Genomic DNA, 14,561 nt, shown 5'->3' with positions numbered 1-14,561 from the left:
CTGGGGGAGAGCACGTGGACACTGAACAACGGCTTCGGGAGTACCTCAAACGGGCCACAGTGGACCTGAGGCAGGCCCGGCGGCGGCTCAAGGAGGCCGAGGAACGGGCCGGTGAGCCGCTCGCGATCATCGCGATGGCGTGCCGTTATCCGGGTGGTGTCCGCTCGCCGGAGGACCTGTGGCGGCTCGTCGCCGAGGAAACCGACGCGATCGCGGGCTTTCCCACCGATCGTGGCTGGGACGTCGACGGGCTCTATGACCCGGACCCGGGCCGGGAGGGACACACCTACACGCGGCACGGTGGGTTCCTCGATGACGCCGACCGGTTCGACGCGGAGTTCTTCGGCATCTCGCCCCGCGAGGCACTGGCGATGGACCCGCAGCAGCGGCTGCTGCTGGAGATCGCGTGGGAGACGGTCGAACGCGCGGGCATCGACCCGGACTCGTTGCGCGGCAGCCAGACCGGTGTGTTCGCGGGCCTGATGGTCCAGGACTACGTCTCCCGGCTCGCGCGAACCCCGTCGGGTTTCGAGGGATATCTCGGCAACGGCAACACGGGCAGCGTGGCCTCCGGCCGGATCGCCTACACCCTCGGGCTGGAAGGGCCCGCGGTCACCATCGACACCGCGTGCTCGTCGTCCCTTGTCGCCCTGCACCTGGCCGGTCAGGCCCTGCGCCACGGCGAGTGTTCGCTCGCACTGGTGGGCGGTGTCACGGTGATGTCGTCACCGGCCCTGTTCCTGGAGTTCAGCAGGCAGCGCGGGCTGGCTCCGGACGGCCGCTGCAAGCCTTTCTCGGCGCGTGCGGACGGCACCGGATGGTCTGAGGGCGTCGGGATGTTGCTCGTGGAGCGGCTGTCCGACGCCGAGCGCAACGGGCATCACGTGCTGGCGGTGGTCCGTGGTTCCGCGGTCAACCAGGACGGCGCGAGCAGTGGGCTGACGGCGCCGAACGGGCCGGCGCAGCAGCGGGTGATCCAGCGTGCGCTCGCCAACTCCGGCCTCACCGCGGCGGACGTCGACGTGGTGGAGGCACACGGCACCGGTACCGCTCTGGGTGATCCGATCGAGGCGCAGGCGCTGCTGGCCACGTACGGGCAGGGCCGCGAACGCCCGCTGCTGCTGGGATCGTTGAAGTCGAACATCGGTCACACGCAGGCAGCCGCCGGTGTCGGCGGCGTCATCAAGATGGTCATGGCCATGCGGCACGGCGTGGTACCGCGCACGTTGCACGCCGACGAGCCGACGCCGAAGGTGGACTGGGCTGAGGGCGCGGTGTCCCTGGTGGCCGAGGCGTGCCCGTGGCCGGGGGCCGACAGCCCTCGACGTGCCGGCGTGTCGTCGTTCGGCGTGAGCGGCACGAACGCGCACGTGATCCTGGAAAGCGTTCCGGAGTACCAAGCGCCGCAGACGGAAGGCGTGCCACCGGCCGTCGTGCCGTGGCTGGTGTCCGGCCGGACCGCGCAGGGACTACGGGATCAAGCCGCGAGGCTGATGTCCATTGGGAACGTGGATACCGTGGACGTCGGGTTCTCGCTCGCGACCACCCGTGCCACGCTGGAGCACCGCGCCGTCCTGTTCGGTGACAAACCCGCCCAGCTCGAAGCCCTCGCTGCGGGACTACCCGCCACCGGCGTCGTGAGCGGCTTCGCGTCCAGCGGCCCTCGTGAGGTCGTGTTCGTGTTCCCGGGGCAAGGTTCGCAGTGGGCCGGAATGGCCGTCGAACTGCTCGGGTCGTCACCGGTGTTCGCCGGGCGCATGGCGGAGTGCGCCGAGGCGCTGGAATCCTTTGTGGACTGGAAGCTGGCGGACGTGCTCGGGGACGCTGAGGCGCTCGGTCGGGTCGATGTCGTGCAACCGGCCTTGTGGGCGGTGATGGTGTCGCTGGCCGAGTTGTGGCGTTCCCACGGCGTGCACCCCGCGGCTGTCGTGGGACACAGCCAAGGGGAGATCGCCGCGGCGTGCGTCGCCGGTGTGCTCACCGTGGCGGACGGCGCCAGGGTCGTCGCCATGCGCAGCCGTGCGTTGGCGGCGCTCGCCGGTCGGGGCGGGATGGCCTCGGTGCCGTTGCCGGTCGATGAGTTGCCGCCCGTCGACGGCCTGTCGGTGGCGGCCCTGAACGGGCCACGGTCCACTGTGGTGTCCGGCGAACCAGCCGCGCTCGAAGAACTTCTGGCCCAAGAGGAGCGGGCCAAGCGGATACCGGTGGACTACGCGTCGCATTCCGCGCAGGTCGAGCAGATCCGCGAGCGACTGCTGACCGAGTTGGCACCTGTGCGGCCGAGAAGCGGCGAGATTCCGTTTGTCTCGACGGTGACCGGCGAGCGGACCGAGAACCTGGACGCCGAGTACTGGTACCGCAACCTCCGGGAGACAGTCCGGTTCGAGCCTGTTGTCCGGGCGCTGCTGGATCACGGGGCGTTCGTCGAAGTCAGCCCGCATCCGGTGGTGACCGTCGGAATCCAGGAGACGATCGACTCCGCCGCCGGCGACACGGTCGTCCTGGGGACGCTGCGCCGCGACGAGGGTGGTCTGGAGCGGTTCCTCACCTCGCTGGCGCAGGCTCACGTGAACGGCGTGCCGGTGGACTGGCGCCCGATGTTCCCGGACGCCCGCGTGGTCGACCTGCCCACGTACGCGTTCCAACGCGAGCGGTTCTGGCTCGAACCCGCTGATCGGCACCCGTTGCTCGACGACACGGTGGAACTGGCCGAACAGGGCGGAACGTTGTTCACGGGCAGGCTGTCCCTGGATTCCCAGCCGTGGCTCGCCGATCACACCGTGAACGGCACCGTGGTGGTGCCGGGTACCGCGCTGGTCGACATGGCGGTCCTCGCCGGTGAGCGTCTTGACTGCGCTTACCTGGAGGAGTTGACGCTCGAAGCTCCGGTGGTCGTGCCCCCGCACGGTACTGTCCATTTTCAACTCTGGGTGGGAGAAGCGGACGACGACCGTCGTCAGATACGACTGCACACACGCGTGGACGACCAGCCATGGAGCCGCAACGCAACCGGCGCACTCGGTAGGAATGCTGTCGTCCCGGAGCCGATCGAATGGCCACCAGGCGAAGCTGTTCCCGTCGACGTGACCGGGCTCTACGGGCAGCTGGCCGACAACGGACTGTCGTACGGGGCCGCGTTCCAGGGATTGCGCGCCGCGTGGCGACGTGGCGACGAGGTGTTCGCCGAAATCGCGCTCCCTATCGAAATGGACGACTTCGGTGTCGTGCATCCGGCTCTGCTCGACGCGGCGCTGCACGCGATCAGCCTCGGTGACTTCGTCACCTCCGTCACGACACCGTCGCTGCCTTTCTCATGGCGTGGCGTGGCGGTCGGCAACACCACGGCGCCGGTTCTTCGAGTCAGGCTCACCCCGGCCGGTACGGACACGGTCACTGTGTCGGTCTTCGACACAGACGGCCGAGTGGTGGCGTCAGTCCAATCGCTGGCTTTGCGGCCGCTGAGCACGAACCGGCACGACTCCCTGTTCCGAGTGGACTGGACCGCCATCGGCCAATCCACTGTGGACTCAGTTGAAGTCGTCCTTCTGGAGGACGCGCTCGGCGCGCAGGACTCGCCGTCCGGTGTCGTCGTGACCGACCCTCACCTCACACCGGTGCAGGTGCTCGAACTGCTACGGATGTGGCTCGCCGACGAACGGTTCACCGGGACCAAGCTGGCGGTGCTGACCAGCGGAGCCGTCTCGATCCGGCCTGGCGAGGACGTGACCGGCCTGGCGTCCGCCCCGGTCTGGGGACTGGTGCGGTCGGCGCAGAGTGAGCATCCTGGCCGGTTCGTCCTGGTCGACGTCGACTCCACACGTGCCACGTTGGCGTCGGCACTCGCACGGGACGAACCACAGATCGCGATCCGGGACGGCGTCGCGTACGTGCCGCGACTGGTGCGGGTCACCGATCGGCTGGTGCCCGGACCGGGCACCCGGTTGGACGTGACGACCGCGGGCACCCTCGAGAACCTGGATTTCGTGCCCAGCCCGGAAGCGCCGCTGGGTTCAGGGCAGGTGCGGATCGCGGTACGGGCAGCGGGCCTGAACTTCCGCGATGTGCTGATCGGGCTCGGTGTCTACCCGGGTGACGCCGAGATGGGCGCCGAAGGCGCCGGTGTGATCACCGAGGTCGGTCCGGACGTGCCGGATCTCGCGCCCGGCGACCGGGTTTTCGGGATCTTCCCGAGGGCTTTCGCGTGTGCCGCCGTCGCTGATCACCGTACGGTGGCCCGCATTCCCGAGGGATGGTCCGACGAGCAGGCGGCGTCCGTCCCGGTCGTCTTCCTCACGGCGTACCACGCGCTGACGGACCTCGCGCGGCTGACCGAAGGGGAGTCGCTGCTGGTGCACGCGGCCTCGGGCGGTGTCGGCATGGCGGCCGTCCAGATCGCCAGGCACCTCGGCGCCGAGGTCTTCGGCACGGCCGGCCCGTCGAAGTGGTCCGCGACCACCCTGGACGACGAGCACCTCGCTTCGTCCCGTGATCTCGGCTTCGAGCGGAAGTTCCTGGCCGCCACCCGGGAACGTGGCGTCGACGTGGTGCTCAACAGCCTGGCCGGCGAGTACGTGGACGCCTCGCTGCGTCTGTTGCCTCGTGGTGGGCGGTTCGTCGAGATGGGCAAGACCGACATCAGAGACGCCGCGCAGGTGGCCGAGCGGCACCCGGGCGTGGACTACCGTGCCTTCGACCTGTTCGACGCCGGTCCCGAGCGGATCGGTCAGCTGCTCGGCGAACTGCTGGTTCTGTTCGAACGCGGCGTGTTGCGGCCGTTGCCCACCACGGTGTGGGACGTCAGCAGGGCGCCTGAGGCGTTCCGTGTCCTGGCGAAAGCCCAGCACATCGGCAAGCTGGTGCTGACCATGCCGTCCACTATGGACCCTGACGGCACGGTCCTGATCACGGGTGGCACCGGCACACTCGGCGGCCTGGTCGCCCGCCACCTGGTCACCCGCCACGGCGTCCGGCACCTGCTGCTCGTCAGCCGCACTGGTGGCGCCAACTCAGAGCTCACCGACGAGCTGACCGAACTCGGCGCCACCGTCGCCGTCGCCGCCTGTGACGTGTCCGACCGCGACGCTCTGAAGCGGGTGCTCGCCGACGTCCCCACCCAGCATCCCCTCACCGCTGTCGTGCACGCCGCGGGCGTGCTCGATGACGGCGTGATCCAGTCGCTCACCCCCGCGCATCTTGACCGAGTGATGGCGCCGAAGGCCGACGCGGCGCTGCATCTGCACGAGTTGACGCGCGATCTCGACCTGTCCGCGTTCGTACTGTTCTCCTCGGCGGCAGGCACGACCGGCAACCCCGGTCAGGGCAACTACGCGGCGGCCAACGCGTTGCTCGACGCGCTGGCACAGCATCGGCGGGCCATCGGTCTGCCCGCTGTCTCGTTGGCGTGGGGTCTGTGGGAACAGCGCAGCGGTATGACGCAGGCACTGGGCGAGGCCGATCGGCGCAGGCTTGGCAGGTCCGGCACCGTCCCGCTCTCGTCGGCAGAGGGGCTGGCGCTGTTCGACGCCGCCCTCGCGATCGGCGACCCGGTGCTGGTGCCGATGCGGCTTGACCTCGCGGCGATCAGGTCGGGATCTGAGGCAATCCCACCGCTGTTGCGTGATCTCATCAAGCGCCGTCCGGCGTCGCTCGCAGGCAGCCGGGTCACTCCTGGCTCAACGATCAGCGCCGTCCCGTCCTCGGTGCCTCGCGCGGAACGGGAACGCTCGCTGACCGAACTGGTTCGTACCCACGCGGCGGTCACCCTCGGCCACTCCTCGCCGGACGCGGTGCCAACCAAGCGCCCGTTCAAGGAACTGGGCTTCGACTCGCTGACCGCGTTGGAGCTGCGCAACCGCCTGAACGCGGCCACCGGGCTCGCGCTGCCCGCCACGCTGGTGTTCGACTACCCCACACCGGCCGCGCTGGCGGCCCATCTGATGTCCGAACTGGACGGTGCGCCGCAACCGGCGGTTCCCGCCGAGCCCGTGGCCCGTGCCGCGGACGACCCGATCGCGATCGTGGCGATGAGCTGCCGGTTCCCCGGCGGCGTCGCCACCCCGGAGGACCTGTGGCAGTTGGTGGCCGACGGGCGGGACGCGATCGGACCGTTCCCGGCAGACCGGGGCTGGGACATCGACGCCATCCACGATCCGGACCGCGGCCGGGCCGGGAAGACATACGTGCGGACCGGGGGATTCCTGCACGACGCCGCGCTGTTCGACTCGGCGTTCTTCGGTATCAACCCCAGGGAGGCGCTGGCCAGCGACCCGCAGCAGCGGCTGCTGATGGAGGCGTCGTGGGAGCTGTTCGAACGGGCGGGCATCGATCCGGAGACCCTGCGCGGCAGCAGCACCGGTGTGTACGTCGGCACCGCGTACAACGACTACGGCTCGCGTAGTTCCGCCGAGGATCTTGACGGCTACGTGGTGACCGGGAACAGCGGCAGCGTCGCGTCCGGACGGATCGCCTACTTCTTCGGGCTGGAAGGACCGGCGCTCACTGTGGACACCGCGTGCTCGTCCTCTCTGGTGGCGCTGCATCTCGCGGTGACGGCTCTGCGGCAGGGCGAGTGCAGCCTCGCCTTGGCGGGCGGGGTGATGGTCATGGCCACGCCAAGCTCGTTCATCGAGTTCAGCAGGCAGGGCGGGATGGCACCCGACGGCCGGTGCAAGGCGTTCTCCGCCGACGCCGACGGATTCGGTGCGGCCGAGGGACTGGGACTGGTGCTCGTCGAACGGTTGTCCGACGCCCGACGCAACGGCCACCCGGTGCTCGCGTTGGTGGCCGGTTCCGCGGTCAACCAGGACGGCGCCTCCAACGGCCTGACAGCGCCCAACGGTCCATCACAACGACGAGTGATCAACCAGGCGTTGGCCGGCGCGGGACTCACCACCGCGGACGTCGACGTCGTGGAGGCGCACGGCACCGGCACCACGCTCGGTGATCCGATCGAAGCCGGGGCCCTGCTGGAAACCTACGGACAGGGCCGCCCGGAGGACCGGCCAGTGTGGCTCGGGTCGGTCAAGTCCAACATCGGCCACACCCAGTTCGCCGCGGGTGCGGCCGGCGTGATCAAGATGGTGATGGCCCTCCGGCACGGGCTGCTGCCCAGGACGCTGCACGCGGACGAGCCCTCACCACACGTGGACTGGTCCTCCGGCGCCGTGCGCCTGCTCACCGAGCCGGTGCCCTGGCAGGCCAACGGTCATCCGCGCCGGGCGGGAGTGTCCTCGTTCGGTATCAGCGGGACCAACGCGCACGTGATCCTGCAAGAGCCGCCACCGTCCACTGAAGACGACCACGCCGCTGACGACCACCCCGGTGACGGCAACGTGCCGTTGCTGTTGTCGGCCAGGACACACTCGGCGCTGCGCGCCCAGGCAAGCCTTCTGCTGGAACGGCTTGCCGCCGAGCCGGGTCCGTACCTGGACGATGTGGCGTATTCGCTGGCAACGACCAGGGCGACCCTCGAACACCGTGCGGTAGTGGTGTCCGACAACCGGGACGGTTTCGCACGGGGACTGCGGGCGCTGTCGGCGGGTGAGGCGGCCGACAACCTTCGTGTCGGCCACGCGGGCGACGACGACCGTGCGGTTTTCGTGTTCCCCGGGCAGGGCGCGCAGTGGGCGGGCATGGCCGTGGAACTGCTGGACTCGTCGCCCGTGTTCGCCGCGCGGATGGCGGAGTGCGCGGACGTCGTTGAGTCCTATGTGGACTGGTCGCTGTCCGACGTGCTCCGCGGTGTTCCCGGCGCGCCGGCATTCGACCGGATCGACGTGGTGCAACCGGCGCTGTTCGCGGTGATGGTGTCACTGGCCGGCCTGTGGCGTTCGTACGGCGTCGTCCCCTCGGCGGTGGTGGGGCAGTCGCAGGGTGAGGTGGCAGCGGCCTGTGTCGCGGGTGCGTTGTCCCTTGAGGACGCGGTGCAGGTGGTGGTCCTGCGCAGCCGGCTGTTCGCCGAAGAACTGGTGGGCAAGGGCGGGTTCGCATCGGTCGCCCTGTCCGCGTCGGAGGTCGCCGCGAGAATCGCCCGGTGGGACGACCGGCTGAGCCTAGCCGGTGTCAGCGGTCCCCGTTCGGTCAATGTCGCGGGAGAGTGGCCGGCACTGCGCGAGTTCGAGGCGGAGTGCGTGGCGGACGGGATTCGCGTCCGTGTCCTGGAGGCATCGATGGCCTCGCACAGCGCCCAGGTGGAACCGCTGCGGGAAAAGCTGATGGGCCTGCTCGGTGACGTGTCGGCGCGATCGACCGACGTGCCGTTCTACTCGACGGTGACGGGCGGGGCCATCGACACGGCGGAAATGGGCGCCGAGTACTGGTTCCTGAACGCCCGCCGGCCGGTGAACTTCGAGGGCGCGGTCCGGGCACTGGTCGGCGACGGATATCGGGTCTTCGTCGAGTCGACCGCACATCCCATCCTGGCCATGGCGATGCAGCAGACCGCTGACGACATGGGCGTACCCGTGCGCACGGTGGAATCGTTGCGCCGCAACGAGGGTGGCGTGGACAGGTTCCTGTTGTCGCTGGCTGAGGCACACACGCACGGCCTGCCCGTCAGGTGGACGGAGGCCTTCGCGGGGCGACCGGTCCGCCGGGTGCCGCTCCCGACGTATCCCTTCGAACGGCGGCGGTACTGGCTCGCCGAGTCCCGATCCGCCGGAGACCTCGGCGCGGCCGGGCTGGAATCAGCGGGCCACCCGTTGCTGGGTGCGGCCGCTGAGCTCGCCGTCAACGACGGACTGCTGCTCACCGGCCAGTTGTCGGTGTCCTCGCAGCCGTGGCTCGGTGACCACCGGGTGTTCGGCACGGTTGTCGTGCCGGGCCCGGTTGTGCTGGACATGGCGTTGCACGCGGCCGGTCGGGTCGGCTGCGATCACGTTGACGAACTGACCATCCAGACTCCGCTGGCCCTGCCCGAGCAGGGCACTGTCGACGTTCAGGTGACGGTCGGCGCACCCGATGACGCGGGCCGCCGCCCGGTCGACATCCATACGCGAGGGGACGACAAATGGGTCCCGCACGCCACAGGCGTGCTGTCGGCTGGTCTGCCGTCGCCGACCCACGCGCCTTCGTGGCCGGCAGGGGAGACCGTCGAAATCGACCCCGGATCGGTGTACGAGAGCCTCTCCAGCGCCGGTCTGGACCACGGTACTGCGTTCCGCGCTTTGCGTGCGGCGCGACGAAGCGGGGACGAGACCGCCGTGGAGGTCCGTCTGCCCGAGGAGACGGCAGTCCCTGGAATGTTCGGTGTCCATCCTGTGCTGCTGGATTCCGCGCTGCACAGCGTCCTCGGCGAACCGCTGCGGCTTCCTCAGTCGTGGCAGGGCGTGTCGCTGCATGCCCGAGGCGCGTTGCCAACACGGGCACGACTGTCGCGTACCGGGACGGACACCGTGGCGTTGGTGCTCACTGACGATTCCGGCCGTCCGGTGCTGTCGATCGACGCTGTGACGCTGAAGCCACTGCCTGCGGAGCAACTGCGCGCAGCGGGCCTACGGGACTGCCTGTTCGCCCTCGACTGGACCGAGTCACCAGGCGTCGGCGATCACGCAGGAACCGTTGCGGTTTCGGTCAACACCACTGAGGACGTCGCTGCGGTGACACATCACGTGCGGGAGGTGATCCGGGATTGGCCCGCCGAATCCGGCCGGTTGGTGTTCGTGACGTACAACGCCGTCACGGACCCGGTCGCCGCCGCCGTGTGGGGAATCGTGCGGGCGGAGCATCCGGACCGCTTCGGACTCGTCGACCTCGACGGGACCGACGAGTCCCATCGCGCACTGCCTGTGGCGCTGGCCGTCCCCGAACCTGAGCTGGCGATCCGGGCCGGAACCGTTCTGGTGCCACGGCTGACTCGGATCTCCGTCCCTGCCGAGCCCGGTCTCGTGCTCGACCCGGACGGCACGGTCCTGGTCAGCGGATCGGGCCCGCTGGCCGCCATGGTGGCCAGACATCTGACGACCGTGCACGGCCTGCGGCACGTGGTGTCGGCCGACGCAGCCGGCATAGCGCGAGACAGGCCGCTGACCGCCGTCGTGCACATTCCCGGCGAGCACGACGAGACCCGCGAGTTCGAAGCACTGGTGAACCTCGACAAGCTGACGAGGGACGCCAGCCCGGCGGCCTTCGTGGTGCTCTCGTCCGCCGCGTCCGTGCTCGGCGGGAGTGCGATCGACGCATTCGCCGAAGCGGTGATCAGACGGCGTCTGGCGGACGGTCTGCCTGGGCTGCTGCTGTCCTTGGGCGGCTGGGAACCCGGCACGGACGCCCTGGCGCTGTTCGACCTGGCGCTCCGCGCCGGTGAACCGGCCCTCGTCGCGACGCGCCTGGATCGTGGCGCCTGGCGGGATCGGCCCGTTCCGGCCGTGCTCAGGGCGTTGGTGGCGCCCCAGGTCACCACTGTGGCCCCGGCCGAGGAGGACCTGACCGGTCTGGCCGGACGACTGTCCCAGTTGACGGAGGCCGACCAGATCGAGCACGTGCTGGGACTGGTCCGCGGTCAGGCCGCGGCCGTGCTCGGTTACGACTCGGCGGACGAAGTGCCGGACGGGCGCGCGTTCCGTGAGCTGGGCTTCGACTCCATGACCGCGGTGGAACTGCGCAACCGGCTGGCGACGGCCACCGGGCTGCGGTTGCCGGTGACCACCGTGTTCGACCATCCCACAGCCAAGGCGCTGGCCGACTTCCTGCTGGCCGAACTGCTCGGCGCGCCCGAGGATGTGGTGGCACCGGCGGCCGTCGCGGCCCGCACCGACGAGCCCATCGCGATCGTGTCGATGAACTGCCGGTTCCCCGGCGGTGTGAACTCGCCCGAGGAGCTGTGGTCGCTGGTCGCCGAAGGCAGGGACGCGATCACCGAGTTCCCGGACGATCGCGGGTGGGACCTGGCGGGGATCTACGACCCGGCGCCGGGCCTGCCGGGCAAGTCCTACGTCCGCCACGGCGGGTTCCTCGATGACGTCGATCTGTTCGACGCCGAGTTCTTCGGGATCAGCCCGCGCGAGGCGCAGACGATGGATCCGCAACAGCGGCTGCTGTTGCAGGCGACGTGGGAGCTGTTCGAACGCGCGGGCATCGACCCGAAGGCGTTGCGCGGCAGCCAGACAGGTGTGTTCGCGGGAACGAGCGGACAGGACTACACCGCGTTGCTGGCGACGTCCGCCGACGGCCTCGGGGACTACCTGATCACCGGCGGCTCGGCCAGCGTGCTGTCCGGGCGCCTGGCTTACGTGTTCGGGTTCGAAGGCCCGACGTTCACCGTGGACACGGCATGTTCCTCAGCACTGGTCGCACTGCATCTCGCCGGCCAGGCGCTGCGTCGCGGCGAATGTTCGCTCGCGGTGGTGGGCGCGGCCGCGGTGATGGCCACCCCGGCGGCCTTCATCGCGTTCAGCCGCCAGCAGGGCCTCGCCGCCGACGGGCGGTGCAAGGCGTTCGCCGACTCCGCCGACGGGACGGCCTGGTCCGAGGGAGTGGGCGTGCTGCTGCTCGAGCGCCTCTCGGACGCACGGCGCAACGGCCACCAAGTGCTGGCGGTGGTGCGTGGTTCCGCGGTGAACTCCGATGGTGCGTCGAACGGTCTGGCGGCACCGAATGGGCTCGCGCAGCAGCGGGTGATCCGTTCGGCGCTGGCCGACGCGGGGCTGACGGCCCAGGACGTGGACGTCGTGGAGGCCCACGGCACCGGAACGAAGCTGGGCGACCCGATCGAGGCCAACGCGCTGTTGTCCACCTACGGCAGGAACCGTGACCGGCCGCTGTGGCTCGGCTCGCTCAAGTCCAACATCGGCCACACGCAAGGGGTTTCCGGTGTCGCCGGGGTGATCAAAACAGTCATGGCCATGCGCCACCAGCTGCTGCCGAGGACCCTGCACGTCGAACCGCCATCGTCCCATGTGGACTGGTCCACGGGTGCGGTACGCCTGCTGACCGAGGCGGTGCCGTGGACGGAGAACGGCCACCCGCGCCGGGCCGGGGTGTCCTCGTTCGGCGTCAGCGGCACCAACGTGCACGTGATCATCGAGCAGTCCGCCGGCACAGTCCAGCCGGACACCGGTCCGGCCGCCGCGGCGGAGGAAGGTGCCGTCATCCCGTGGCCGTTGTCCGCGCGGTCACCGGAAGCCTTGCGGGACCAAGCACGCCGACTCATGTCCTATTTGGACAAATCGAGTGATGCGAGGCCGGTGGACGTCGGGTACTCGCTGGGCACCACGCGGGCCGCCTTCGACCACCGCGCGGTCGTGCTGGGTTGCTGTCCGGACGAGCTGCGCAGCGGGCTCGACGCGTTGGCTCAAGGAGTGCCGAACCCGCGCGTGGTGCAGGGAACCGTGGGCAGAGGACAGAAAGTGGCGTTCCTGTTCGCCGGACAGGGCAGCCAGCGAGTGGGCATGGGCCGGCAGTTGCACGCGGCGTTCCCGGAGTTCGCCGAGAAGTTCGACGAGGTCTGTGCCGCCCTGGACGCGCACGCGGGCTTCTCGGTCCGCCAGGCCGTCTTCGAGGGCCCGGCGCTGGATCAGACGATGTACGCGCAGACGGGCCTGTTCGCCGTCGAGGTCGCCATCTCCCATCTGGTCCGGTCATTCGGCATCAGCCCCGATTACCTGGTGGGCCATTCGATCGGTGAACTCGCGGCCGCGCACGTCGCCGGCGTGCTGTCGCTGGAGGACGCGTGCGTGTTGGTCGCGGCGCGTGGCCGGTTGATGCAGAACCTGCCCTCCGGCGGGATGATGGTGGCGGTCGCCGCATCCGGGTCCGAGCTCGCGGAAACGCTGGCCGGATACGGCGACCGCGTCGCGATCGCGGCGGTCAACGGCCCGTCGGCCGCCGTGCTCTCCGGCGACGAAGACGCGGTGACCGAGCTGGCCGAGCTGTGGGCACAGCGCGGTCGTAAGACCAAACGGCTGGCTACCAGTCACGCGTTCCACTCGGCCGCGATGAACCCGATGCTGGCGGAGTTCGCCCACGTCGCCGGCAAGCTGTCGTTCCGGCCACCGCGAATTCCCCTTGTGTCCACAGTCACCGGACAGCTTGCCACCGAGGAAGACCTGTGTGCGCCGGAGTACTGGGTACGACAGGTCCGGCAGACCGTGCGTTTCGCCGACGGCGTGCGGCATCTGGACGAGCGGAACGTCTCAGCCTTCCTGGACGTGGGTCCCGACGGGGCGCTGGCCGCCGCCGCGCGGGAATGCCTTTCTGGTTCAGGTACGGCATTCGTGCCTGTCCTGCGGCGTGACCGGGACGAGGTCGACGCGTTCACCACGGCCCTGGGACAGCTGCATGTGCACGGCACGGCCGTCGACTGGACTCCGGTCTTCGGCGCGCTCGGGGCCCGCAGGGTGGATCTCCCGACCTATGCCTTCCAGCTCAAGCGTTACTGGGTGACGGGAGCAAACCCGTCGACGGGGTGGGCGGGGCCGGCTCAACCGGAGTCACCCACGAACACCGTGCAGCCCCAGCCGACGGACCTGCTTGAGCTGGTGCGTGCCCAAGCAGCAGTGGTGCTCGGGCACGACACGCCAGGCGAAGTGCTCGACGACCGCGAGTTCATGCAGATGGGTCTCGACTCGCTCACCGCGGCCGAACTGGCGGGCAGGCTCGGCGCGGCCGTGGGCACGCAGGTACCGACCGTCGCGGTGTTCGACCACCGGACCCCTCGCGAGCTCGCCGAGTACCTCGGCTCGTTGTCCGCCGAGCGGGTACCGGAACAACAGCAGACGTCCACGCCGCAGTTCAACACGATGTACGGCCGCGCCATCGAACTGGGCAAGGCCAACGAGTTCATGGCGTTCCTCGACCAGGCATCCGAGTTCCGTCCCCACTTCACCGATCCGGCACAGCTCGGCGCGGTCGCGGGGCCCACGTGGATCTCCCGCTCGCGGCACGGGGACGCCCTGGTGTGCATTCCCGGTTTCATCGGCGCGACGGGCGCGCAACAGTTCGCCCGGTTCGCGGCGCCCTTCGAGGACCGGGAGATGTCCGTTCTCCAGCACCCCGGTTTCGCCGACGGAGAGCCGCTGCCCGCTGACATCGACGCGTTGATCCGGCTGCACGCCCGGACCGTGCTGGAGCACTACCGGAACCGGCGCTTCACGCTCGTCGGGCTGTCCTCGGGCGGACTGGTGGCGCAGGCCCTGGCTGGGCACCTGGAGGACCTCGGCGTCGCGCCGGCCGCCGTGGTGCTGCTGGACACCTTCGGGCCGCACATGGGCCACGTCACCGAGGACCTGGTTCCCGAGTTCGTGTCGAGGTTGTACGACATCCACGTCGACATGGGCTATGCGGCGAACGACGACTGGCTCACCGCGATGGGCCGTTACGTGGCCTTCCCATGGCAGACCCGCGACCTCGCCACACCGGTCCTGTTGGTCAGGGCCACCGAGCCGCTGATCGAGTGGAACCGGGACGACGACTGGCGAACCTCGTGGGACAGCGCGGAAAGCGTCGTCGACGTGCCCGGTGACCACTTCAGCATGATGGTCGAGCATGCCGGGACCACCGCCCGGGCGGTCGACGAATGGCTGCGCCGTGTCACGTCCTGACCGGCCGATCACCCACCATTGAGG

Annotated in this window: 1 pseudogene; it reads left to right on the top strand. The window is 69.7% G+C overall.

Annotated features, from left to right (window positions below):
* Positions 1-32 precede the first annotated feature (32 nt).
* Positions 33-14,504, top strand: a pseudogene (locus GC106_RS47915) (SDR family NAD(P)-dependent oxidoreductase); the annotation flags it as partial.
* Between the last annotated feature and the right edge of the window lie 57 nt (positions 14,505-14,561).

Origin of the sequence: Kibdelosporangium persicum (assembly GCF_013280595.1) — a bacterium.
Taxonomy (GTDB): domain Bacteria; phylum Actinomycetota; class Actinomycetes; order Mycobacteriales; family Pseudonocardiaceae; genus Kibdelosporangium; species Kibdelosporangium persicum.
The sequence above is the reverse complement of the archived record's forward strand: the minus strand, read 5'-3'. Positions and strand labels throughout refer to the sequence as shown.